Origin of the sequence: Alteromonas sp. MB-3u-76 (genome assembly GCF_002831605.1) — a bacterium.
Lineage (GTDB): Bacteria > Pseudomonadota > Gammaproteobacteria > Enterobacterales > Alteromonadaceae > Alteromonas > Alteromonas hispanica.
Genome location: NZ_CP025115.1, coordinates 3,147,021 through 3,170,716, shown reverse-complemented (window position 1 = coordinate 3,170,716; position 23,696 = coordinate 3,147,021). Strand labels below are relative to the sequence as shown.

The window sequence follows — 23,696 nt, the reverse complement described above, 5'->3', positions numbered from 1 at the left end:
AATAGGCAGTGCGTAAGTTGACGCACTTCTTATCATTAAAAGTGTTAATCAATATGGGCGAACCAATGAAGCGTTTCAGTTTTGTACTTTTTATATTTGTCGCCGTAATCAATATGGCAAACGGGGCACAAGCGGAAGAGTCTCGTTTGAGTAAAGGGTTACTGGCGGTTGTAAATAAGTCTGATAACAGCATTAGCGTGATTGATATAAATGATAAACAGATTATTAAAACACTGCCTACCGGTAAGGGACCTCACGAGCTTGTGATGTCTCACAATCAAAAGTGGGCGGTAAGTACCAATTTTGTAGGCGGCGACAGCTTGACGGTTTTTAATTTGAGGGAGCTTGAAGTGGAGAGAACAATTCCACTCGAGGCGTTGAAAGGTCCACATGGTGCTGCGTTTTTAACCGACAATAAACACGTTATTTTCACCTCAGGTAAGGCAAAGCATCTTGGCATTGTAAACGTTGAAACGGGAGCGCTCGAAACAAAAATAAAAACCGCGCAAGATACCACCCACATGGTGGCTTTAAACAAGGATGAAAGTAGAGCATTTGCCACCAATATTCGAAGTAATTCGATATCGGTACTAGACCTACAAAATCAAAGTCGAGTGAAAAATATTGCTACTTTCCCTATGCCAGAGGCTATTGGGTATCGCGCGAGTGCCCATGAGATATGGTACGGCGCAAACAAGGAAGGTAGGCTCGTTGTTATTAACCCTGACACCGAACAAGAGATTGCACAATGGCAAGGTTTTAGTTTTCCTTACAGAGTGCTGTTTAATCACGATGAGTCGGTAGCTATGGTGCCAGACTTTCAGAATCACTACATTCGTTTCTTTGATGCGAATAATAAAAAAGAGCTAGGCACTCTGGCTTTAGAAGAGGGGGCAGGACCGCAGGGAATCACTCTTCATCCAAAGCATGATATTGTATTCTTATCACTGAACTTGAAAAATAAGATAGTCGCGATAGACATTCATACTCAGGAAGTGATTGCAGAGTTTCCCACGGGAACTAACCCTGATGGCGTGATTTTTATTAGTCGCAGCTTTTAGTTAATAGGCTCGTATCCCCACGGTGTCCCAGGCGGTTCAACCGGGTTGGTTAAATCAAAATCTACCTGAACTTCTCTTGCAGGACGCACTAAGCGATAGCTAAAGTGGGTGGGGTAAATCATCATTTGCCAAACATTATCAGTTGAGGCAGTAATTCCAGAGTCGATAAATAGCTGTTTTGAATACGCATCGGCTGGGAACGACTGAACTTCGTTATAACCTCTGTCTGTTGTATGTCCTCCATACATGGTTGATGTGTGGAAGCTTCCGTCTTCATTGCGGTGATCGTGCTTAAGCATTAATCCCGAACCTGTTTTAGTGAGGATCCAAGTGCGAGACGCATCATCACCTACATGAAACGGGATATGCAGCTGGGTATTTGAACACTCTCGAACATGCATGATTAGCGTATTATCACCAAAGGTGTTGCCCACATTGTCTTTTGTTACTTTGCCAACAAAGGCCTTGCCGCAATGCGCTTTTATGGCGTTAAAAAATGTATCGTGAGTATCTATTGATACCAGCGGCGCTGGGTTCGCATTTACTGCAGCAGAAAGCACAGTAAACAATAAAGCTAAAATTTTGTTCATAGGGTTCCTATTCTCATTAACGGTAAAAGGAGACACATTATTTTCTTTATTGTAGTTTGATTTGTTCTCACCAAAAGAAGCCTATGTCGATGAATAATTTTAAATACTGTAGCTGAAACAATTAAAATCGATAGGCTAGAATAGCTTCAAACTGCGTAAATTTCTCTTGCCCAATACTTTGAACTGAAAGGTTAAAATCTAATGCTGCGTTAGAAATACCATACTGGTGCAATCCAAACTTAAATTCATCTAAGTATTGACTACTCCCGTACTGATTGTATGTACGTTCGATTTGCAGGCTAAGTTTGTTATTAAATTTAGTATATATATAGGCGCCAAAAACCGGGCGCACATATAAATACTGCTGCTCTTTATTTGCGCCTGCACCAAGAATGACATCAGAGTAAACACCCACTCCCTTGGTTATTTCTTTAGTAAGCCCCACTCCAAACTCTGTTTGAAAAACCAGATTTTGATCCCGCTCATCTGATAATACTCTATTAATTCCTATATTAAATGACGATGACAAGTTCGTAATATCCTGGGTAACCGGTATTCGAGATATCATCTGATAGAGCATTGCTTTGTCTAAATAAACGGTGCCTAAATTATCACTGTCGACACCCACTCTCATTTCAAGATCGGCAAGAATTAATTCGGTTTCACCTATCACTCCTCGGTTGTCATCTTCTACACGCCTTGCAACTGGAAAGCTTCTAATTTTTAAGTAGTTGCTATCATCTACGTGACTGTAGCCTATGCCTAAATAGCTTTCATTTTGAAGGTCTGTTGGCACTGGGTACTCTGATACGTCGAGAGCAAACCCAGGAAACTTTTCACTTACGGAAGTAAGAATCTTTGCGTTTTTTTCATATCTTTTTTGCGCAATTTGGTTTGATTCTCGAAGGTATTGGTTTAGTGCTTCAGCATATTTAGCTTCTACAAATGACAGTGAGAGCGAGCTTAAATCAACACTGTGAACTTGTTTTGCTATTTCAGCAGATCTTAAAGTGTCTAAGTTATTTTGAAGATTAGTTACTTTCCATTTGTTGGAGGGGGTAAATTCTGTGGATGATATTAGGTTATTATTTTCTGCAAATTTGACTACGTCCAGAGGCGTTAACCAGTTTGCCACGTCTCCTAATTTACCGGGGCGAGCAATATTCACTAGTAGTTGAGTTACCGTGGCACAATTAAAGATATGAAAAAAGTACTTTGGGCTCTGCTGGCCTAATTCCCAAATGAAGTCTTGTAAAAAGCGTTTATCTTCGGTGCTGAAGTTGAGCGCGTAACTCCATATATTTCGCTGCTCTTCATATAAATAGAAGTTTTCGAAATCCTCGTATGGCGCTACTTTGAATACGCCTTCTTTACCTGTAACTAGTGTATTGTACATTATTTTTGGGACATTCAAGGAATCAAGCTCGGTGAAGAAGGTGATACCGTGTTTTACGAAAAGGCCCTTATTGTTGATTCCGTCCATGCGCAGCATAATATGTCCCATCATTGAACTTGCCGAAGTCACGTTTTCAGAGGCGTAAATAAGCTTTAATTTGTCTGCCGGTACACTCTCTAGGAACTCCTTGTAGTCTTTGCAAAGAAGCTTGGGTTTCACATTTTCGAATGCGGGTATGTAAGATTGAATTAATCGTAAGCGCGCCGGATAACTGCACACGCTATCGACGTTAGTTTTAAATAGGTGAAGAGTTTTTTTTGTTTCGTCTAATGCGCTAACGAACCTTTGTCCAATATAGATTGAATTGTCACCGCCAATAGGGTGAGAATTTTTTAACTGTAACAAGAGGTGCCAAAGGGGGTCGTTTGCTACCGCAGTAATTTGAGCTTCACTAAAATGTGACAGTGAGTCGCTGCTGGTATAATTTGCGAGAGAAAAAGGGCTTATAAGTAAAAAAAAGGAAGCAACGATGCTTCCTTTTATCGCTTTTTTCAGCATAACTTATTTGCAAGCAATGCTTACTGAATCTTGATATTTCCACATCTTTTCAGAACCATAGTCAGTTGATGAGCCAAATACGCCACCACTAATTACGTTGATAAAGAATGCAGTTTCAACTTCTTTGTTAAGATTTACGTCAGTACATTTTGCATCGTCAGCAACTAGTACTTTATCTTTGTTTTCTTTTTGTACAGTTACAACGCCGGGAACAGTTTGGGAAACACCGTCAACAGTAACTGTTGTAGTTTCACCACTGCTTGTAGTCACGTTAATTTTGTGGGTATCTTCTGTAAGAATAGTCGCACAACCAGAAGTAAGGATAAGGCTTGCAGCTGCTAGTCCAATTAGTTTTTTCATTGTTTTTCCTTGAAAAATTTCACTCGTCGAAATTCCGACGACCGCTAATATATAGTTTGTTTAGGAAAAATCAATTACTAAATTAATGATTAGATGTGTGAGCCTGTAGGTTCAGTTTATTTTTAAATTTCAGCTCATTATTCATTTCATGAAGGCATAAAAATTAGTCAAATAAAGTATGTCAATTACTTAGTACATCATATTCTAAAAACTATCTATCTGTGCTTGGCGGCTGAGTTAATTACCGGCTAAAAATACGGCGAAGAAAGCAGCAAATTAAATAGCAAAGAAAGCCGCCAAGTCACAACTCATCAAGGTGAATCTTATGTCTAACGAATTTAAAGGTAAAACTGCAGTTATTTCGGGCGCTGCTGGCGGTATAGGGCTTGCGTTAGCAAACGCTCTGGCTGAGCAAGGTATGAATATAGTAATGGGCGATATTGATGCTGTCACCTTGGCTGAAGCTAGCGAAACGCTGAAAGAAAAGGGCCACAATGTAGTGACATGTCCTTTAGATGTTACCGATTATATGCAGTGGGAAAGTATCGTAGCGAAAGCAAAAGACACCTTTGGCAAAATTCATATGGTGGTGAATAACGCTGGCGTAGGCGGTACGCCCGGAAAAATTGAAGATACAGAGCATGCAACTTGGCGCTGGGTAATGGATGTAAACGTGATGGGCGTGCTTTATGGCGCTCAAGCTTGTGTACCTGCTATAAAAGAGCATGGCGAAGGAGGCTGGATTCTAAACGTGGCGTCTATGGCAGGCATGATGGGTATGCCTTATGCTGCTGCATATTGTGCTTCTAAAGCCGCTGTTGTATCTATGACAGAAAGCTGGATACCAGAGCTTCAGCCGCATAACATTCATGTTTCTGTGTTGTGCCCCGCGTTTGTTAAAACGCGCATTCATGAATCTCATCGCAATCGCCAAGAAAAATATGCTGTGGCAAAAGAGAAGCGCATAAGCAAAGAAAAACTCAAAGCGGGCGCACAGGCAGCGGCTACTGCTGTCGAGTCTGGTATTCCCGTCTCTATGCTCGCTGAGCGAGTTATAGAAGCCTTGCGCTCAAATCAGACCTATATCTATTCTCATCCAAATTACAGAAAGGTGACCAGTGGTCGCTCGAAAGCAATTGATATGGCTTTTATAGACGCTGAACAAAGCCCCGTTGTCGGCCACCTAATTAACGATGATATAATAACTTTTTAAAAGTCATATCAATGAAGAGGCTCTCTAGCAGCTACGCATTAAACATAAGGCATTTAGTGGGAGCCTTCACTTTGTTTGTCGCGATTTCTGGATATGCGGTGTTTAGATAATTGCTCAAAGCATACGCCTAAAACAATGAATAGCAGTGCGGTTTGCAGGTACGAATGGTGTGTGTCTAGCCCCGGCGCTTTGAAAAAAGCATAGATGGCCTCTAGCATAAAAATAAGCGCTGCTGCGCTAATACCATATTTAAAAATCATGTTGTGCTCTCTTGTAATGAAGAGGCTCACAGAGCCTCTTTATGTTTACTGACCTTTCTATTTAGCAGTCTATTTTGGCAGTTGATTTAAATTGCCCATTTACATGGACTACCAGTGATTTCTGTTCGTGTTGCCATAGGTGTTGTAAATAGACTCATCAGCATTGACCACTTGAGCAATAAAAGCACCAAGGTCGTAAAACAATCCCCCACCAGAGACTGCGAGTGCTTCGCTTTCTGAGAGTATGTGCTGTTCACCGAGTACTAAGTGTTTTTGTGCCTCGTTAACGGGGTTCATCACAATATTTTTCATGGTTACTTCCTTAATTTCTGTGGTCAGTATAGCCTTGGTAAAACTCGTACATACCCTCGGCTACAGTGGCAATAATGCCCAGTGTGCCAAGACCTCTGAGCACAGATCCGCCGGAAACCGCATTAATTTCATTAATTGTTAAATCAGTCATCGTATTTATTTCCTTATAAGTCATGATTTACCTTTTACAGAGAACGTTTCTATAAAAAGCTTTTTTGAAAGGCTGCTTTAAGATTAAAACGCCTTACAGCAGTGCTGTTGCAGACAGAAGTCTTAACACCAAACACTGTGATAAAAATAGCAGCGGGCTAAACAGCGCGAAACTGTACTACCTATGGTTTTTTTAAAGGGGGCAATGCATCTGCCCTCTATTATCGTTAATTGGTCGCTTGTTCCATTGAATACAGACGCGCTTGTTTGTACTTTCGATTACGAAAAGTCCAAAAATTAGGCAATAACAATGAAAAAAATCCTTAACGCTGCAGTGGCTGTAACCATGGCACTGTCCAGTGTGCCTGCATTTGCAGATAAATCAGAGACAGACAAGAACGCCCCTTTCAGTAGCAGTACTTTCAAAGCAATGGAAATGAGAAGTATAGGCCCGGCTTACATGTCTGGGCGAATCGCAGACATTGCTATCGATCAGAATGATCCTTCAACCTGGTATACCGCGGTAGGCTCAGGGGGTGTTTGGAAAACCACTAATGCAGGCACCACATGGAAGCCTATTTTCGACGATCAAGCTGTGTACTCTATTGGCGACGTTACCATAGCGCCCAGCAACTCAAACATTATTTGGGTAGGTACTGGTGAGAACAACGGCGGCCGCCACATCAGTTTTGGCGACGGTGTTTATAAATCACTAGATGGCGGTAAGACTTGGAAAAACATGGGGCTTAAAAAGTCGGAGCATGTTTCCGATATCATTATTCACCCTGAAAACCCTGACGTGGTCTGGGTATCAGCGCAAGGGCCATTGTGGTCTGAAGGCGGCGAGCGGGGGCTCTATAAAACTTCAGATGGGGGGGCTACTTGGAAGCAAGTACTTACTCCAGATGATGAATGGACAGGAGTGACGTCTTTACTTATCGACCCAACCAATCCAGATAAGTTATACGCGGCAACATGGTCAAGACAAAGAACGGTGGCTAATTATGTAGGTACAGGTCCTGCTGCTGGCATTCATACGTCCGATGACGGCGGTGAAACTTGGACTGAATTAAAAACCGGCTTGCCCACTGGTAATATGGGTAAAATTGGTATGGCTATCTCGCCCATAGATCCTAGCGTACTCTACGCCACTATTGAAATTGACAACCGCAAAGGTGGTTTTTATCGCTCATCAGATAAAGGTCAAAGCTGGGAAAAAATGTCTGACGAGGTAGGAGGCGGTACTGGTCCTCACTACTACCAAGAGATTTTTGCTGATCAACACCAAATGGATCGTGTTTATATTGCCAGCAATTACAGCAAAGTGTCTGACGATGGCGGAAAAACGTGGACGCCTATAAACACAAAGCGCAAGCACGTAGATGATCACGCCATGGCATTTCACCCCACCGACCCCGACTTTGTTTTAATGGGGTCTGACGGCGGTATTTATATGTCCCATGATCGCATGGCGAACTGGCGGTTCATGGCAAACTTGCCACTAACTCAGTTTTATAAGGTGGCACCAGATGACTCAAAACCCTTCTACAACGTTTATGCTGGTGCTCAAGATAATTCTACGCAGGGTGGTCCATCTCGTACCAACCGTTCCGAAGGCATTAAGAATAAAGACTGGTTTTTAACCTTAGGTGGCGATGGTCATCAGCCTGCGGTTGAGCCGGGCAACCCAGACATAGTGTATTCTCAATGGCAGCAAGGCAACTTGACTAGAATAGATATGACAACGAAGGAAGGGGTGTACATTAAACCTCAGCCTTTGCCTGGCGATCCGGCAGAGCGATTTAACTGGGATGCGCCTATAAATGTGTCTGCTCACGATCCAAAACGCATTTACTTCGCGTCTCAGCGCGTATGGCGTTCAGATGATCGCGGCGATAGTTGGACTGCCTTATCCGGCGACCTCACTAAAAACGGCAATCGTATGCATATGCCTATGATGGGCAGAACCTGGTCGGTAGAGGCTGGCTGGGACTTATACGCCATGTCGGAATACCACACCATTGCTAACTTTGCAGAAAGTCCGGTAGACGAGAATATTCTTTGGGTTGGAACCGACGACGGTATCATTCAGGTAACGACAAATGGCGGCAAGTCTTGGAAAAAAATAGAGCTTGATGATATTCGAGGCGTACCTGCAACAGCCTATGTTAACGATATTCGTGCCGATCTTTTCGACCCGGAAACTGTTTACGTTGCTCTTGATAATCACAAGTACGGCGATTACAAACCGTATTTAATTAAGTCGACCAACTTAGGCAAAAAATGGACATCCATGGCTGATGATTTGCCAGAAAAACATTTGGTTTGGCGTATTGTGCAAGATCACGTGAACAAAGATCTGATGTTCATTGGTACTGAATTTGGTGTTTTCTTTACCGTTGATGGCGGTGAACAGTGGGTAGAACTTGAAGGCGGTATGCCGACTATTTCAACCCGTGACGTAAAAATTCAGCGACGTGAAAACGACTTAGTAGCGGGGACATTTGGCCGTGGCATTTATATTCTAGACGACTACGCGCCCCTGCGCGGCTTAACAGAAAAATCGATGCAGGAAGATGCTTTACTGTTTGCACCAAGCCGACCTGTAAAGTGGTTCCAATTGGATGACAACCACACTGATTCAGACGGAGACGACCGCTTTGTTGCTGAAAACCCAGAGCATGGTGCCACGCTAACGTACTACCTCAAAGACAGCTTGCTTACGGCTAAAGAAAAGCGTCAAGAAGCTGAGAAAAAACTCATCAAGGAAAAAGAGAAGTATCCTAAATATCCTAGCTGGGAAGAGGTCGAAGCTGAAAATCAAGAAGCCGAGCCAGCGGTTTATGTCGAAATAAAAGACGAAGAAGGCGATGTGGTTAAGCGTGTATCGGGAAGTACCAAAAAAGGTCTACACCGAGTAACGTGGGATATGACTTACGCTAACTTAATGCCGATTACCGGCAAAGAAGGCTCTCGTCGTTCACGAGGCGCACTCGTGGCTTTACCAGGGACGTATTCTGCAACGTTATTTAAGCGAGAGGGCAACACGGTAACAGCACTATCTGAACCCGTTAGCTTTGAACTTGAATCGATTTACGATGGCGCGCTAGAAGGCGCTACCGATGAGCAAAGAGCTGCCTTTGATAACGCGGTAAGTGATGCTCAAAAACGTGCTGTGACCACAACAACAGTGCTAAGTAGTGTAGAAGAAACTATGGAAGCGCTACGCAGTGCAATCGACCGCACGCAGGGGGACATTACTGGTCTAGAAGCTCAGTATGCCGATGTACAGCGTGAAATCAACGCCGTTAATCGAGAGCTTTATGGATTAGAGTCTCGTAATCGCAAAGGCATTAAGCCTGCAAACATTACCAGTCGATTAGGTTATGCTCGTTCAGCAGTAGGCTCGTCTTATGGGCCAACGCAGCAGCATAAAGACCAGTTGCGTTTTGCAAACGAGGGCCTAGATAGCGTGAGCGAGAGAGTGAGTGTTCTGCAGCAAACAACGTTACCTGCGCTTCAAAACGCAGTGGTCAACGCGGGTGGTCCATGGACTATGGGATTACCAGTTATTACCCGTTAATGACCCAGTAACGAGCTTTTACAGGCCTTCTACTGTTAACAGACAGTTTATAGGCCTTTAAATTAATAGCTAAAAAACGGCAGTTTTTACAACTGCCGTTTTATTTTTTTATCTTTTTTATCTGACTTTGCATCTTAAAGCTGTATGTTACATTTTCAAATATTCGTTCCTTTCTCCTCTCTGCAAATTATTGGCATGGCAGTGCTGTTGTCACTTGCGTGTCCTCTTTCTGCTAACCCGGCAAAGGGCTCTTCTTCAGAGGAAGAACGAAAGTCTGTAACAGATAAAGCCAATGGAAAGGCGACAGAAAATGCACAGGCCATAGAAAATATAGCGGTAACGGCTAGGCGGCCTTACTACCATGAAACGCTCACCAAAATTTTTCCGCTTTATCAATATGATCAGCAAAACCTTACTGAGCCTACCACTGTTAACGACGTGTTAGTGCAGTCTCCGCTAGTGAGCTTGAACGGGCAAGGCGGGCAAATTCAAAATATCAGCATTCGTGGTTTTTCGCGCTGGCGCATTCAAACATTGATAAACGGTGTGCCTATAATAAGTGACAGAAGAGCGGGGTCTAGCACAGGCTTTCTGCCGCCGAGGTTCATTAGTAATATCTCAGTAATTCCTGGGGCGGCATCAACCTACTTAGGCTCAGGCGCAATGGGAGGTGCGGTCAATATCAGTCTATCTGAACCAAATGGTCATCAATTCCAAGCGGGCCTTCTTAACAACGCAGCTACGCAGGAAATTGCGTATTCCGGGCATAACATTAACACCGACTGGAAACTGTCATATCGACATGCTAGTAACGCCGAAGATGCCAACAACAATGTGCTTTACGACCAATTTGAGCAAACGGCGTTATTTGTTCGCCATCAATTTGAAAAAACGCCAATCACAGAAGCGTGGTCCCTTTACTCGCAAAATAGTAACGTAGGTAAGTCTAGCATTGACTTTCCTGAAGATAGAGTGACAACATACCCCCAAAATACCCATTGGCTCGGCAAAGTCAGCGCTAATTTTGGTGCAATTACCAGCAATGTATGGTGGCATCAGTCGCAGCTAGATACCGATACTTTGCGCCCTGAACAGCGCTTAAACGAGAGTCGTAGTCGCGCGTTTGACTATGGCGGGGACATGGGAAGTAAAGTACGCTTGGCAAACTGGAACATAAACTGGCAGGCCCAGATACAGGGGCGCAATGGAGTGCGTATTGATGAACGAGAATTAGCATTTAATTCTCAAGCCGCCCCAAATCAATATAACTACAGCGAAGAAACGTATAGCGTTGCGCCTCTTGATGCCAGTGAATTTGCTCTTGCTGGTGTATTTGATGCATCACGAACCGTGGGAGCGTTTTCGCTTGCAGTAGGAGCACGGTTCGATTGGCAGCGCCAAAATACCACCGATCAGAATGCTGGTGATCATAGCATCGCAAATTCGAATATGAGTGGATTTGCTGGAGGAAGCTACTCGATAACGCCCCATTGGAGAGCTAGTATTTATGTCTCGAGCGCTTTTAGAAACCCCTCACTTACCGAACGTTTTTACTCGGGAGAAACACCGCGAGGCACTGTAATAGGCGATGCCGAATTAAACACCGAAAAATCCCTCAATGTGCAGGGCGTAGTGTCGTACGCAAATAAGACAGTGACAGCAAGTGCTGAGGCATTTCATCAGAGCATTAAGCAGTATATTGAGCGCATTGCTATTAACGATAACCTGTTACAGTACGTTAATTTAAACAGGGCACAGATTGACGGAATAAGCTATAGCGCGAAGTGGGCGCCCGACACCTCGTTGCTTTCCCTAAAACTAAGCGGAGCTTTGTTGCAAGGTGAAGATTCCACTGGCAGTCCTATCTCTGATATTCCACCAAACAATCATCGACTCGATATAGTTTACGACCTTGGCCGAGTTCGTGCTTTTTCAAGCCTGCTGTATCGCGCAAGTAAAATAAGCGCTGCAGACGGTGAGCGGTCGCTTAGAAGCACACTCAGCTTGGATGTGGGCGTTTCTTGGGAATTGAATGAAAATGTGACTGCGAAAGTAAGTGCGAACAATCTCACAAATCAGTTATTTTATGTAAGCGCAGATGATAGATCAGCGTTTGCGCGTGGAAGAAACTTGAATTTCTACTTAATTGTTTTGCTGTAAACGAGCCTGTCTTTTGCGGTATTTGCTTTTAAGCGTAGTCACTAGCATTACCATTCCCGTAAGCCAAATAATCAACAATAAAATGGCGGCGGGTAGAAAAAGGTAGAGCTTGGCGCCTTCGAAAAACCAACTTCCGTCGTGAATAGACTCTATGGTATCGGCACGTCGATAAGCCGTTTGTAGTACCTCACCCGTGTAGGCGTTCAGTTGAACTTCCCAGTGATTGTTACCCCGTACCTTTATCACGCCTTTATTTGGTCTAATGTCTAGTCTGTCGATATCTTCCCACTGCGACAACTGCGCTTGTGGAGCGGCAGTAACCGACTGCAAAATTTGCTCGGCGCTGATTATTGCGGTTGATGTGTTTGCGGTGACTTTTTGAGTTGGAGGTTGGACCCAATCAACTTCTTTTTTTACTTGTAACAAAAGGCCGCTGCCTATCACAATGACGACAGGTATAAAGACACTGAGCGTTATCCAAAGATGAAGTTGGCGACTGATTTTGCGTAGTTTATTGGGCATTAGTTCACATATTTAATACGGAGTTTAACTATACTGCATAAGGTGTAAGTAGTACAAAATACAGCGAATTTAGATCTAAAATGAAGACACTAGGTTGCCACCAACCACATCCCCACGCCTACCATTAGCGTACCTGCAATTCGGTTCATAACCTGTACGTTATCACTTTTCATCAACATCGAGCGTAAAGTGCGCCCCCCAGATGCATAAATTAGCAAACAGGTAAATTCAAGTACTAAAATAATGGCAATTAAGCTAACTAACTGACTTGTTAGCGAGCGTGTGGGCTCGATAAAGGGAGGCAATAAGGCAATAAAAAAGGCCCACCCCTTGGGGTTTGCAATTGCGGTAATGAAGCCTTGAGATATTAAAGCAATACGAGAAGCCTGTTGGTTTTCACCACTGTGCTTTAGCGCCATTTTTCCTCGTGAACGCCACATTTGAACACCAATATAAAACAAATATGCTCCACCGATATATTTGAGCGCCGTGAATATATTTGGATAGTTAAGCAATAGCGCTGCAACGCCAATGGAAGAGAGTGTAGCAACTAAACCTACTCCAGCAAGCTCACCTAACATCATCCATAGAGCACGCTTTACACCAATACTCATTCCTAGTGTTAGAGCCAGCGTCATACACATACCTGGTGTAATAGATACAAAGAAAAATGTCGGTATAAACAGTGAAAGAGTGGCCCAACTCATAAGTTACGTCCAAAGGTAAAACGATGAGAAAAAACGAGCGGAAAAATGCCAGAAAAAGTACTCGGTAGCAATGAAAAATATAGCCACCTGAGACCAACAGCTCTTCTAAGCGATACATGGGTTGTAGATAAGCGTAATTGCTGTGTAAATCCTACCTGCTTTTTTGAAAATTAAGCCAGTAAATACACTGGTTGTTCTTTCTTTTTTTTATAAAATTATTATTTTTATCAAATGGTTAAGTGTTTTTCTTCGAGTGTTTACCTGGTTTGTTTTTTGCACCTGTTTTGCTAGAACCTACGCCTTTACACGAAAAGGGCGTTCTCTACGTATTTTGCCACATATATTAGGAGATTATTAATATGAGTCGTGATCACTCCGCAAGCAGTAAAGCAGGTCAAAACAAAAACGGTGAATCTAAAGTCGTTGTTATTACCGGGGCCTCTAGCGGTATTGGTAAGGCAACGGCAACAGCGCTTGTAAATGAAGGCCATCGTGTTGCACTTATTGCTCGAAGCGAAGATAAGCTGAATAAGCTAGTTGACGAGCTGGGTAGCGAAAATGCTTTCTCTGTAGCTGCGGATGTCAGTGAATACGAAGCGCTGGAAAACGCTTTTGAAAAAATTAACACGCGTTTTAGCCACATCGATGCGGTTTTCGCTAATGCGGGTACAGGAGCAAACCAACCAGGTATTGAGCAGGGAAGTGTTAGCGATTGGTCTACTATGTTAGGAGCAAACGTAAACGGGCTTTTATATACCGCCAAAGCCGGGCTTCCGTTTCTTAGAGAGAGCAAAGGGCACTTTTTGTTAACGGGGTCTGTTGCAGGAAGAATTGCACTTAAAGGTTCGGTTTACGGTGCAAGTAAATGGTTTGCTTATGGTTTCGGCTTAAACCTCGCCGAGGAAATGCGCGAGTGGGGTGGTAAATGCACCACCATTTGCCCGGGAATGGTGAATACACCGTTTTTCGATGAACCCAAAGAAGACAAACTTGCCCCAGAAGACATTGCCGATGCCGTAATGTATGCCTTATCGAGCAGTGATAAGGCTTGCGTAAGGGAAGTTTACGTAATGCCAACCTCGTAATTTCTAGTTGCCATTAATGAGCCATTATAGCCGTCTGCGTTGCCTGAAAAATCCGAAATTGATGGCAATGCAGATGGCAATAAAGCCTAGATTGAAAAACCATATCATTGATCACAAGGCCGTTTTTACTTAAACGCTGAAATATGCACATCGCTTTTCTAGCGTCTGTGCAGTTGCGGTAAGTTCCGACACTTTTTCATCGGTTTTTGTAGCAGTTATTGATGTCTCCTCGGCAAGTGAGTTTACGCCTACTATCAATTCGTTTATTTCTTTAGCCACCGTCGCTTGTTCTTCAGCCGATGAGGCAATTTGTTGATTCATTGAGTTAATTTGAATAACCGCATTATCTATGGCTTCGAATTCATGTTGAGCCCGTTGTGATGCAGTTTGTGTGGATTGAGCTTCTTGCGAGGTTTCCGCCATTAAACGCACAGCACTGTCAGATTTGCGCTTCAGGCTAATGAGCTTATTTTGAATGTCGTCAGTGCTTAAAGGCGTCTATTCATACAAATGATACTAGACCAAAAAGTCCTGCCGTTGGTCGGTTTTCAATAACGTAATGCTGGATAAATTTTGTCCAATCAAGCACCTTGAGTAATGTGTATTTGCCTTTCACTGCAGAGAAAAGACCAATACGCCAAACTTGAACGACAGACTGTTAATACTGAGTTACTGCCTTTTTTCTAAGCCAATAAAGCTCTGTAGGTACAATCTTGGTAGATAAAAGCTCAATAGGTAAAGATAATGAAAACAAATGAAGAAACACTAACCATTCCACAAGAAGCATTCGACTGGTACGACGAATATGCGCATGGCGATATAGACAGGCGCACTTTTTTAACGCGTATCGCGTCATTGTCTATAGCCGGCTTGTCAGCGGGTGTTATAGGCAGCGCGCTTATTCCAAACTATGCCAAAGCTGAGCAAGTATCTTTTAACAACCCGGCAATTAAAGCTACCTATGAAGCGTTTCCATCTGCCCAAGGCCATGGCACAGGCGGTGGGTATTTCGTGGTTCCTACCACGCCAGCTGACGACAAACCCATGCCAGCGGTGCTAGTTGTTCATGAAAACAGGGGGCTAAATCCCTACATAAAAGACGTGGCAAGACGTTTATCAATGCAAGGCTTTATTGCTTTTGCACCAGATGCGCTGTTTCCATTAGGTGGCTATCCTGGAAATGATGATGAAGGTAGAGCTATGCAGCGAAGTCTCGATAGAGATAAAATTGAGCAAGACTTCATTGCTGCGGTACAATGGCTGAATGCGCATAAAATGACAACCGATAAGCTAGGAGTTGTGGGCTTCTGTTTTGGTGGTTACATCAGTAATTTACTGGCAGCCACACTGCCAAGTAAAATAGACGCTGCAGTGCCATTTTACGGCACGCCTGCATCATCAGAATTACAAGGTAAGGTAAAGGGGCCGCTATTGTTACACTTTGGTGAAAACGATAAACGAGTCAATGCGACCTGGCCCGAATACGAAAAAGTGCTTAAAGCCAATAATGCCCAGTATACTGCCCATGTATACAGTAAAGCTCAGCACGGTTTTCATAACGATTCGACAAGTCGCTATAGTCCGAAAGATGCTGAGCTTGCTTGGCAAAGAACAGTCGATTTCTTCAATACCCACCTTCAATAATCTAAAAGCTTAGCGCCTTGCAATGGCGCTAAGCAGGTTTGATGGTTTTAGCTCTGTTAAATGGATGATGGAAGACCGAGATAGCGGTAAATTCGTAATTACGTTAAACTATTACAGTGGCAAACAGGCCCAGTATTTACTCATTCACTAGCACTTCCATCTCTATTTAAGGTTTCCATCCATGTTCCACAACGATGTTTTACGCCGTATTCGCTATGCGCTTGCGATAAACGATACCGCCGCTATCAGTATTTTTAAGCTGGTGGATTACGATATGGACATAGGTTATCTGCATAGCATTATGAAGAAAGAAGACGAAGAAGGTTATTTGCCTTGTAGAGATAAAATTCTTGCGTTGTTTTTAGATGGTTTGATCATCAAAAATCGTGGGAAGCAAGAGGGACAAGCTCCAAAAATATTGGGCCCGAAAGAGCGCTTGAGTAATAACGAAATCTTGAGAAAAATTCGTATAGCAATGAGCTACAAAGACGAAGATATGATCAACGTTTTGCTGTTAGCCGACTTCAGAATAGGCAAGAGTGAACTGTCAGCCCTATTTAGAAAACCGGACCATCGCAACTATAAAGCAGCAGGCGATCAGGTAGTGCGTAACTTGCTTCAGGGTATGGTTATCAAGTATCGCCAAAATATAAAGCCCCGTTCGTCTAGTCAAAACGCATTTGCTTCAAAGAGCAAGGCGGTTAAAAAACCGCAAAAAACGGCTACCAAGACAAGCAATAAGTACAAGGTGGTAAACAAACCATCTGATTCAGTGTGGGGTAAAGGATAGCCTTTGTTTTGAATCGCATGTAATCGAGGGGCGCCAGGTGGCAGGGAAATGTTGTTGAACAACAGTTGAACTCTGGCTGCTCGCTATCATATCTATAAGCATCTTACTTCAATAAGGAAATAGTTCATGAGTAGACATTTTGATAGTGCAGAAGGTCTTTGCGAAGAAAAAAGCGATGCCACACGGGGTTTCGTATTCAATCAAACCATGCTGCGTATTGCTGACCCAAAGCGTACCTTAGATTTCTACACCCGTATTATGGGTATGACGTTAATAAAACGGCTCGACTTTGAAGATATGAAATTTACCCTTTATTTTCTAGCCGCCGGTGATGACTTTTCCGATGTAAGCCAAGATGCTGAAACGCGAACAAAGCAAACCTTTGGCCGCCCTGCTATGTTAGAGCTTACCCATAATTGGGACGATACCCCAGAAACTGTGTCCTATCACAACGGTAACAGTGAGCCTAAGGGGTTTGGACATATTGGGTTTCATGTTCCCGATGCTGAAGCTGCCTGCGAACGATTTGAGACGCTAGGAGTACCTTTTCAGAAGAAACTCAATGATGGGAGTATGAAAGGAATAGCCTTTATAAAAGACCCTGACGGTTATTGGATAGAAATATTCGATGCCAAAAAAGTGGCAGAAACTTGCGCCCCTCATCTAAAAGCCTGAACGGTCGAGCTTGGCGAATAAAGTTCGAGCCTACAAAGCTTTCGGTTGCTTTGGCGACATAGTCTTATTAAACAATAAGTGGAGAAAGAGAAGAGCGTTATTTCTCAGTGAACAACGGTAAAACTTAATTCAGTTGACTCTAAAAACTCACCTAGAATACGAGACTGCTGATTACCTCTGGGCACCATGACATAGCATTTAGGCTTGGGGGATACCTCTGAAAGTTCGTACCACAAGGTGTCTAGAACATCGGTACCATGCTTTAAAAATGTTTCTCCCCACGATGTATTATAAAGTACGTATACGTCTTCCACCGTGGGCTTTTGGCGCAAGGTAGGAAAATTCACCAGAGCCATACAGGTTTCAATGCGCTCAGCAGCCAGTAAATTATGCCGAGGTAAAGCCGACACTCGTACTGGAGGAAAGAGTGTGCATAGCTGTTTTAATATATCGTTGAGGTCAAGCTCGCTTATTTCGCAGTAGTTGTAATCGAGGAGAACCTTGGTGTTGGTGTCCATTATGCGGCTTGAGACACACCACACTAACAGCGCAATAGCATTGGACGCTTGGGATATTTTTTGCGACTCGTCGATAATGCCCGACTTACTTAATTTATCGCCTGCGTAAGCGGTCCACACTTCATCTCCATTTTTAAGTGATTTCACCGATATGGTGACGGTGGGGCAGTATAAGCTTTCATCGAATGCTCTGCGTAAAAACTCAACCTTATCCTTTTTCTTGCCATAGAATGTGCTTAGCCGGCGCCCTAGAACGGTCATGTCTTTTTCGTCCATAATTTGGGTTTGACCGTCTAGCTGGGTGGATATTCGGCGGTAACACTTGAGTAAAAAGCGATGTATGCGGCGACTTAACTGAACGCGCTCGTTAAAGTTCCAGTTTTGAATGTTGTCTAAATGCGCTAAGCTTTTACGACTCCAACCCCAACTTCTGGCATAAGCAGCTATAATTCTTCGCTTAAAGTCCGGCTTTTCCCCTTCATACAACGACTGGCTCAGCTTACAGCCGCATTTTAAATAAAGGCACTGCTGCAAAATTAGAATATCTTCTGGCTGTCCCTTATCTGTATAGTGTGCAATAAGTTCGTTGAACATTAATGCATAGGGATCTATATCTGGGACTTTGCCAGGAGCATCGGTCCCCAAGTGCACATGTTTTTTAAGCAAGTTACATAAAGGCTGGTCATTTTCTATGTTTGCAAGGTACACCTCTAGCTTTGCCATTTTAAGTAGTGACTTAAACGGCGAATCCATAGCCTTGCCCAACTGCCAAATAGCAGCGCCAAACAATTCTCTGGCGTCTAGCCGCTCTAGGTGACCTAAATTCATAAACCAGTCGAGATCCGGAGAGCCGCCTTTCTCAAGACTGTTTAAAATACCTTCGTACTGTTTACTTGTTGCCTTTTCCGGGGTTAGCCACCAAAACGGTGCTTTACCAGCTACAACAATATTAGTGCTGTAAAATTCTGCTTTTAAAAATAATGCTTGTGCTGACCCAGCACTTTCACCGTCGGCAACCCCGAAATCATTGCTTTTTACTTTCTCAATATCAGACAAGAAAAAGTGTACTTCTACGCCGAATTTGTTGTCAGCCCATTGCTCTATTGCCTGGAGTTTTTGCGAGAGTAAATCCATTGATTTTGAGGAAAATTGTTTGCCATCAATGCAAACCCAATAGTCAAAATCTGAATCGTCGGTTTGCGCAATAGTGCCAGTGCTTCCCATCAGTACTAATGAGTCGATACAGCGCTGGCGCGGCCACACAGACTTTATATCGGAAAAAAGCGCGTGCAAAGAGGGAAAGCAACGATTGAGTGCCCGCTCAATGTCTTTTCTAAAGGAGTAATTGTTAATACCAAAAGGAACGCTTTCTGCTTCAGATGCAGATTCAATATACCCAGGTAATTCTGGGTGATTGACGTGGATTAAAAATGGAAGGACATGAAAAAGTGGCCTGTGCTCTTCTGGCAGTAGGCTAAGTGCACGCTCTATTCGTGCTTTGTTATACCGCAATACACGCAGTAGCCTTATTGTAAGGTTTTGCTGCAACGAGAGCGACTTGGGCTCATTCATATCTTATTTAGTGCCTAAATTTTGTAGCAAGTTTTTCTTCTCAAGCGTAGCGTAAGTTTAAAGCATAGCGCTATCAGAACCCGCCTGCCTGTTATTTGTCTTTTATGCTAGGGTAGCTATCGAGTAGCGATAACACCAACTGATTCAACGCTTGTTGAACGGCAATAACATCGTTAGATTCAATTTCGATGCTTCCCGATGCACTGTAAATAACGGTGCTTTTATTAATCACCTCAATTTGAAGATTTTGATAGTCGGAGAACTGCTCTCCAACGGGAACACTTAATACACCGCCCAGCATAATGGCTCCAGAGCGACCAAATGTTCCAGTACCAAGCCCAATATTTAATTGAGCTCCACCTTCTTTAGTTTCTGTGTAAGGGAAAAAGCTTACTACTACGTCAGCTAAATTTTCAGTAGTAGAGGAAAGCCCTTTTTCTGACAATGCCGAGGTAATGTCTTGTGCAATACTGTTTTCAAGCGTTGGGTTAACACTGTTAAGCGGTGACTTTACGAAAAAGCTATCAATTTCTTTGAAGTCTTGTGATTTATCTAAAGAGACAGTAGGGCCACTTGCTGCACACCCGCTCAAACCCAGACAAAGAATGAAAAAGCAAAAGATGCGCTGAATTTGTTGCCATCGTCTATCCATAAATACTCACTCCCAATGATAATGTGCTCATGATCACGCAAGATAGCGGCAATGTAAACGATAATGTTTTACTCTCAGCCGTATAAATATCAGACAAAATAACGATTGCAGTTAAATGGCGTTTATTAGAACATTAAGACATCTTCTTTGCTCTTTTTGAACCATGTCTAAATTCCCTTTTGTCATTTTCATTTTAAATCTACTTTTAATAAGCAGCATGAATGTAAACGCGGTTGGTTTCTCTGTTGGCGGCGCTCTTACTGTTGAAGCTGAGACTGGTTTTGATGCAAAAAACAGGGCAAGAGAGAGCCACGAAAAGGGCATAACTGAAGAGGAACGGCTATCCATCACATGGGCTGTAAACCCTGCACCGCCTTTTTTTATTCTCGAAGGAAAGTATAGGGCTCAGGGAATTTGCGATGCGCTCATTAATCAATTAAAGCCCACTATGTCTGATGTTAAACACGAGACAGTGGTTATGCCTCAGTCTCGGGTTAACTTACATACCGAGGAAAATGAAAACCTTTGTTTTCCGTGCGTAATTCAGCGAGAGCACAATACCACATGGCGCTTTTCCGATGTGACTACCTTGTATCCTCCACTGGGTATTATCGCGCTCCCAAAGACGATTGAGCCATTTTTAGATGAAAATAGGCGCGTGTCTCTGAAAGCACTGGTTAAGAGCAATAAGCTCACGTTTGCACAACCTATCTCGAGAAAATATCCAGATGCGCTTCAAGTTTTGGTCGATAGCCTGAAACAAACACCTCGTTATGCACCTATTGCTGGTACAGAAGCTACTACTCGTGTTCTTCGTCAACTGGAATACGGCCGTGTAGATTTTACTTTGGAGTATCCGTCAATTCTGAAGTATTTCACCTTAACGGAGGGTGATAGCAAGTTGCAATTTTATTACACCTCAGAGTTGGGCGAAGAGAAGATTCCAGGCGCAGTCGGGTGTACCAATAACGCGTGGGGAAAAGAGGCAATAGATCGCATAAACGCAGCATTAGATGAAGTCGTTAATTCTCCTGTCTACAGGGCGTCACAAGAATTCTGGCAGAATTAACTTTCTAGACTCTTTGCCCTTTCAGTGAGCCAAATTGAATGATTTCCTTGAACGGTGTGGTGGCAGGCAAGGTGCCGAACGCCAACCCATGTTGACCTGCTAAGCGACTTTCGCAAAAGCTTTCCGCCAAGATTTTCATATCGACAAGCTCATTGTTTAGTAATACACAGGCTTGCAGGGCCAAGGCTGTTTTCTCTGTTAAGAGTCGGCTTCGTATTTCTATAGAATCAGTGTTGCTAAATTCTTTTATCAAGTCTTCGACGAATACATCGAAATGAGGATTTTTGCCTGCCGCTGTTTTTAATTCTGCAAACAGGGCCTTTTTGGTTGCCGGCTCTTTTGACAATGCGCGCAATACATCCAGACATTGCACATTACCGCTACCTTCCCATATCGAATTCAATGGCGCCTGACGATAAAGGCGGGGCATTGCATTCTCTTCTACGTAACCAATTCCGCCAAGGCACTCTTGTGCCTCATTAACGAAGGTGGCTGTGCGTTTACACACCCAATACTTTCCAATAGCGGTAGTAATGCGGGCAAGTGCAGCTTCGTGAGCATTAGTACCGCTTGCGTCTACGGCTTTCGCAACACGCATGGTAAGTGCAGTTGCCGCCGCACTTTCAATCACTAAATCTGCTACTACATTTTGCATCAGAGGTTGGTTAATCAGCAGCTTACCGAATGCTTCTCTCTCGCCCACATGATGCAGAGCCTGCACGAGGGCTTGTCGCATTAGGGCTGAAGATCCAATCATACAATCTAGACGCGTGAGCGATACCATATCAATGATGACAGGAACGCCGCGCCCCTCTTCGCCAAGTAGGAAAGCGGTTGCTTCTTGAAACTCTACTTCTGATGAAGCGTTGCTCCAATCACCAAGTTTATCTTTAAGTCTTTGAATGCGAACGTGGTTTAAAGCGCCATTCTCTAAGATTCTAGGGAGAAGAAAACAGCTTAGCCCTCCTTCTGCTTGCGCAAGAATAAGGTGTGCGTCGCACATTGGTGCAGAATAGAAAAACTTGTGTCCAGTAATGGCATAACTGCCATCTTCTCGTTTTTCTGCCCGCGTGCTGTTGCGTCTTACGTCGGAACCACCCTGTTTTTCAGTCATCCCCATACCCACGGTTATTCCTTCCTTTTTGAAGGCAGGAAGCTGTCGGGGGTCATACTGTCCGTTTACTAACTTGGTTAACCAATACGAGGGCAAGTTTTTCCCTTGTTGTATGGCGGGTACTGCGGCATGAGTCATGGTTAGTGGGCACGTGGTACCCGCATCGGTTTGACTGTGAATATATAAAAGCGCCGCCCGCACAACGTGGCTGCCCGGTGTATCTAAGTTCTGCCAGGAGTATGAGTGCACCTTATTAGCCATAGCCGAAGACATTAAGGCATGGTAGCTTGGGTGAAATTTCACCTCGTCTATTTGACGTCCATACCGGTCAAACGCGTGTAAAACGGGCTTGTTTTTATTAGCGTCTTCACCGTGCTCAAATTGATCATGGCCAGCGAGGTGCCCAAAACTTTCCAACACAGAAGGTAGCGGCTTATCGCAATGCTGAGAAACAAAGCACTGAAGTAGTTCGTCTGCAAGCCAGAGGTTGTAGGCCGGCAGGGGCAGAGGTTGGTTTTCTACCTCATGAGTTTGAAATTTATTTGGTGATGTCATTTTCTTGCTCGCCTCTGTGAATGATGTCATTAGCCGGTAAAGTCTTACCCACTCTCGCTGACTACTTGTATTTTTATTACCTATATTAGAAATTACACATAAAGGTAAATTAAGTCAAAGTAAGTAATGTTTGTGTAATTTTCAGATTTACGGGTTATAAAAGTAACTATTGCTGCCTTATGAGAGACAGATTCTATAGGTAAGGTGCTGAAACCGTGTCGCAATGAAATCCGCAGTGGTAAAAAAATAACACGCAAAGGTAGGGTAGGTGTTTTGAAACAAACAGGCGCAAAAAAGCCGGTGGCGCGAAAGTTACTACTAAAATTGTTGGGCTCGCGAGACAACGTGCAAATGACGGCAGCCAGTGCCGTGCGTGTAGGCCAGTTGTTTGGAATTTCTGAAAACAATATAAGAGTGACATTAAATCGGCTTCAAAGCACAAAAATGTTGTCATTGCTTGATAGAGGATATTATCAACTGGGCAAAGGTGGAGAAAAGTTTGCTCGTGAGATAAATAGTTGGCGAGATGCTGAATCTTCTTTACTACCTTCTTGGAACGAAAGCTGGATTGCAGTGCAAACCAATATGCTGTCGAAAAGCGACAAAAAGCAAACTCGAGAAAACGAACGCGCTTTAAAAATTGTTGGCTTGAGAAAAGTATTCACTGATATGTACGTGAGGCCTGCGAATATAGCTGGTGGTGCGGCAGTGGTTAGAGAAAAACTCTGTACGTTAGGTTTAAGCAAACAGGCCGTGGTGTATTGCGCTAGTGAGTTTGATCTAAAACTGCAATCTAAAATTCGTAATCTGTGGAACACCGAAGAACTTGAAAAACAGTATAAGCAGGGCATATCTGATGTAGAAGCGTCACTATTGCGGTTACCAAACCTAACGTTAGAAGAGGCGACATTTGAATCATTTCACGTGGGAGATTACGCCCTGCACCAGTTGGTTTTTGACCCTCTTTTACCCTCGCCACTAACAGATGAAGCTTTGCGCAGAGAGTTTTCTGAATTAGTAAAACACTACGATGATGTTGGCGCTCAAATTTGGCATCGCTTTCTATCGTTGGATCAGTAAACAGGAGGGGGGATTTTCTAAAAACTCATAATTTTAATAGCCTCAGTCATGCTGCCAAGAGCTGCATATG

The 23,696-nt window shown here is 43.4% G+C and carries 23 protein-coding genes; 11 read left to right on the top strand and 12 right to left on the bottom strand.

The window, feature by feature from the left end; translation table 11 throughout:
* Positions 1 to 65 precede the first annotated feature (65 nt).
* A complete protein-coding gene (locus CW735_RS14140; RefSeq protein ID WP_157812701.1) occupies positions 66 to 1,061 on the top strand; it encodes a YncE family protein in 996 nt (331 codons plus the stop codon).
* Here the strand turns inward: CW735_RS14140 and CW735_RS14135 are convergent.
* The 3 genes from CW735_RS14135 to CW735_RS14125 form a co-directional block, all read right to left on the bottom strand.
* A complete protein-coding gene (locus CW735_RS14135) occupies positions 1,058 to 1,651 on the bottom strand; it encodes a hypothetical protein (protein WP_071980278.1) in 594 nt (197 codons plus the stop codon). The two genes, CW735_RS14140 and CW735_RS14135, sit on opposite strands and share 4 nt — an antisense overlap.
* A gap of 121 nt (positions 1,652 to 1,772) precedes the next feature.
* Positions 1,773 to 3,605 carry a lipoprotein N-acyltransferase Lnb domain-containing protein gene (locus tag CW735_RS14130; RefSeq protein WP_100972752.1) on the bottom strand — a complete coding sequence of 611 codons (1,833 nt, stop codon included), beginning with the start codon at positions 3,603 to 3,605 and terminating at the stop codon, positions 1,773 to 1,775.
* Between the two features lie 3 nt (positions 3,606 to 3,608).
* Positions 3,609 to 3,965: an adenosine deaminase gene (locus tag CW735_RS14125; protein WP_071980276.1), complete on the bottom strand. Its 357-nt coding sequence runs from the start codon at positions 3,963 to 3,965 to the stop codon at positions 3,609 to 3,611.
* 325 nt (positions 3,966 to 4,290) lie between these two features.
* Between CW735_RS14125 and CW735_RS14120 the strand changes: the two genes are divergently transcribed.
* Positions 4,291 to 5,178 carry an SDR family NAD(P)-dependent oxidoreductase gene (locus CW735_RS14120; protein WP_100972751.1) on the top strand — a complete coding sequence of 296 codons (888 nt, stop codon included), beginning with the start codon at positions 4,291 to 4,293 and terminating at the stop codon, positions 5,176 to 5,178.
* Between the two features lie 53 nt (positions 5,179 to 5,231).
* On the opposite strand, the gene CW735_RS14115 is transcribed toward CW735_RS14120, so the two are convergent.
* From CW735_RS14115 to CW735_RS19595, 3 genes are all read right to left on the bottom strand, one after another.
* Positions 5,232 to 5,438 (bottom strand): hypothetical protein, encoded by a 207-nt coding sequence (locus CW735_RS14115; protein WP_157812700.1) that lies wholly within the window; start codon positions 5,436 to 5,438, stop codon positions 5,232 to 5,234.
* Positions 5,439 to 5,546: 108 nt separating this feature from the next.
* A complete protein-coding gene (locus CW735_RS14110) occupies positions 5,547 to 5,750 on the bottom strand; it encodes a hypothetical protein (protein WP_071980273.1) in 204 nt (67 codons plus the stop codon).
* A gap of 10 nt (positions 5,751 to 5,760) precedes the next feature.
* The gene (locus CW735_RS19595; RefSeq protein WP_156844070.1) at positions 5,761 to 5,901 is read right to left on the bottom strand and encodes a hypothetical protein; all 141 of its coding nucleotides are present in this window, start codon (positions 5,899 to 5,901) and stop codon (positions 5,761 to 5,763) included.
* Positions 5,902 to 6,210: 309 nt separating this feature from the next.
* On the opposite strand from CW735_RS19595, the gene CW735_RS14105 reads away from it, so the two are divergent.
* Positions 6,211 to 9,483 (top strand): VPS10 domain-containing protein, encoded by a 3,273-nt coding sequence (locus CW735_RS14105; protein WP_100972749.1) that lies wholly within the window; start codon positions 6,211 to 6,213, stop codon positions 9,481 to 9,483.
* Between the two features lie 144 nt (positions 9,484 to 9,627).
* Positions 9,628 to 11,643 (top strand): TonB-dependent receptor plug domain-containing protein, encoded by a 2,016-nt coding sequence (locus CW735_RS14100; protein ID WP_100972748.1) that lies wholly within the window; start codon positions 9,628 to 9,630, stop codon positions 11,641 to 11,643.
* On the opposite strand, the gene CW735_RS14095 is transcribed toward CW735_RS14100, so the two are convergent.
* A complete protein-coding gene (locus CW735_RS14095; RefSeq protein ID WP_100972747.1) occupies positions 11,626 to 12,165 on the bottom strand; it encodes a PepSY-associated TM helix domain-containing protein in 540 nt (179 codons plus the stop codon). The two genes, CW735_RS14100 and CW735_RS14095, sit on opposite strands and share 18 nt — an antisense overlap.
* An 89-nt stretch (positions 12,166 to 12,254) precedes the next feature.
* Positions 12,255 to 12,872: a LysE family translocator gene (locus CW735_RS14090; RefSeq protein WP_071980269.1), complete on the bottom strand. Its 618-nt coding sequence runs from the start codon at positions 12,870 to 12,872 to the stop codon at positions 12,255 to 12,257.
* A 359-nt stretch (positions 12,873 to 13,231) separates the two neighbouring features.
* Here CW735_RS14090 and CW735_RS14085 point away from each other — a divergent pair, with 359 nt between their 5' ends.
* Positions 13,232 to 13,957: an SDR family oxidoreductase gene (locus CW735_RS14085; protein ID WP_100972746.1), complete on the top strand. Its 726-nt coding sequence runs from the start codon at positions 13,232 to 13,234 to the stop codon at positions 13,955 to 13,957.
* A 129-nt stretch (positions 13,958 to 14,086) separates the two neighbouring features.
* On the opposite strand, the gene CW735_RS14080 is transcribed toward CW735_RS14085, so the two are convergent.
* A complete protein-coding gene (locus CW735_RS14080) occupies positions 14,087 to 14,380 on the bottom strand; it encodes a hypothetical protein (RefSeq protein ID WP_100972745.1) in 294 nt (97 codons plus the stop codon).
* A gap of 321 nt (positions 14,381 to 14,701) precedes the next feature.
* Here CW735_RS14080 and CW735_RS14075 point away from each other — a divergent pair, with 321 nt between their 5' ends.
* From CW735_RS14075 to gloA, 4 genes are all read left to right on the top strand, one after another.
* Positions 14,702 to 15,601 carry a dienelactone hydrolase family protein gene (locus CW735_RS14075; protein WP_100972744.1) on the top strand — a complete coding sequence of 300 codons (900 nt, stop codon included), beginning with the start codon at positions 14,702 to 14,704 and terminating at the stop codon, positions 15,599 to 15,601.
* Positions 15,602 to 15,623: 22 nt separating this feature from the next.
* On the top strand, positions 15,624 to 15,752 hold the full coding sequence (locus tag CW735_RS20030; RefSeq protein WP_269529636.1) for a hypothetical protein: 129 nt from the start codon (positions 15,624 to 15,626) through the stop codon (positions 15,750 to 15,752).
* 30 nt (positions 15,753 to 15,782) lie between these two features.
* Complete coding sequence (locus CW735_RS14070; RefSeq protein ID WP_071980265.1) at positions 15,783 to 16,391, top strand: DUF1456 family protein; 609 nt, start codon at positions 15,783 to 15,785, stop codon at positions 16,389 to 16,391.
* Between the two features lie 126 nt (positions 16,392 to 16,517).
* Positions 16,518 to 17,066, top strand: coding sequence for a lactoylglutathione lyase (gene gloA / locus CW735_RS14065; protein ID WP_071980264.1), 549 nt, complete (start codon positions 16,518 to 16,520; stop codon positions 17,064 to 17,066).
* A gap of 104 nt (positions 17,067 to 17,170) precedes the next feature.
* Here the strand turns inward: gloA and CW735_RS14060 are convergent, their stop codons facing one another.
* Together CW735_RS14060 and CW735_RS14055 are read right to left on the bottom strand one after the other, a co-directional pair.
* Positions 17,171 to 19,156, bottom strand: coding sequence for a class I adenylate cyclase (locus CW735_RS14060; protein WP_100972743.1), 1,986 nt, complete (start codon positions 19,154 to 19,156; stop codon positions 17,171 to 17,173).
* A 91-nt stretch (positions 19,157 to 19,247) separates the two neighbouring features.
* On the bottom strand, positions 19,248 to 19,808 hold the full coding sequence (locus CW735_RS14055; protein WP_100972742.1) for a DUF4136 domain-containing protein: 561 nt from the start codon (positions 19,806 to 19,808) through the stop codon (positions 19,248 to 19,250).
* A 163-nt stretch (positions 19,809 to 19,971) separates the two neighbouring features.
* Between CW735_RS14055 and CW735_RS14050 the strand changes: the two genes are divergently transcribed.
* The gene (locus CW735_RS14050; RefSeq protein ID WP_198520974.1) at positions 19,972 to 20,877 is read left to right on the top strand and encodes a hypothetical protein; all 906 of its coding nucleotides are present in this window, start codon (positions 19,972 to 19,974) and stop codon (positions 20,875 to 20,877) included.
* 4 nt (positions 20,878 to 20,881) lie between these two features.
* Here CW735_RS14050 and CW735_RS14045 read toward each other — a convergent pair whose 3' ends face one another.
* Positions 20,882 to 22,546, bottom strand: coding sequence for an acyl-CoA dehydrogenase family protein (locus CW735_RS14045; RefSeq protein ID WP_071980259.1), 1,665 nt, complete (start codon positions 22,544 to 22,546; stop codon positions 20,882 to 20,884).
* A gap of 273 nt (positions 22,547 to 22,819) precedes the next feature.
* On the opposite strand from CW735_RS14045, the gene CW735_RS14040 reads away from it, so the two are divergent.
* The gene (locus CW735_RS14040; protein ID WP_071981324.1) at positions 22,820 to 23,626 is read left to right on the top strand and encodes a PaaX family transcriptional regulator C-terminal domain-containing protein; all 807 of its coding nucleotides are present in this window, start codon (positions 22,820 to 22,822) and stop codon (positions 23,624 to 23,626) included.
* Positions 23,627 to 23,696 lie beyond the last annotated feature (70 nt).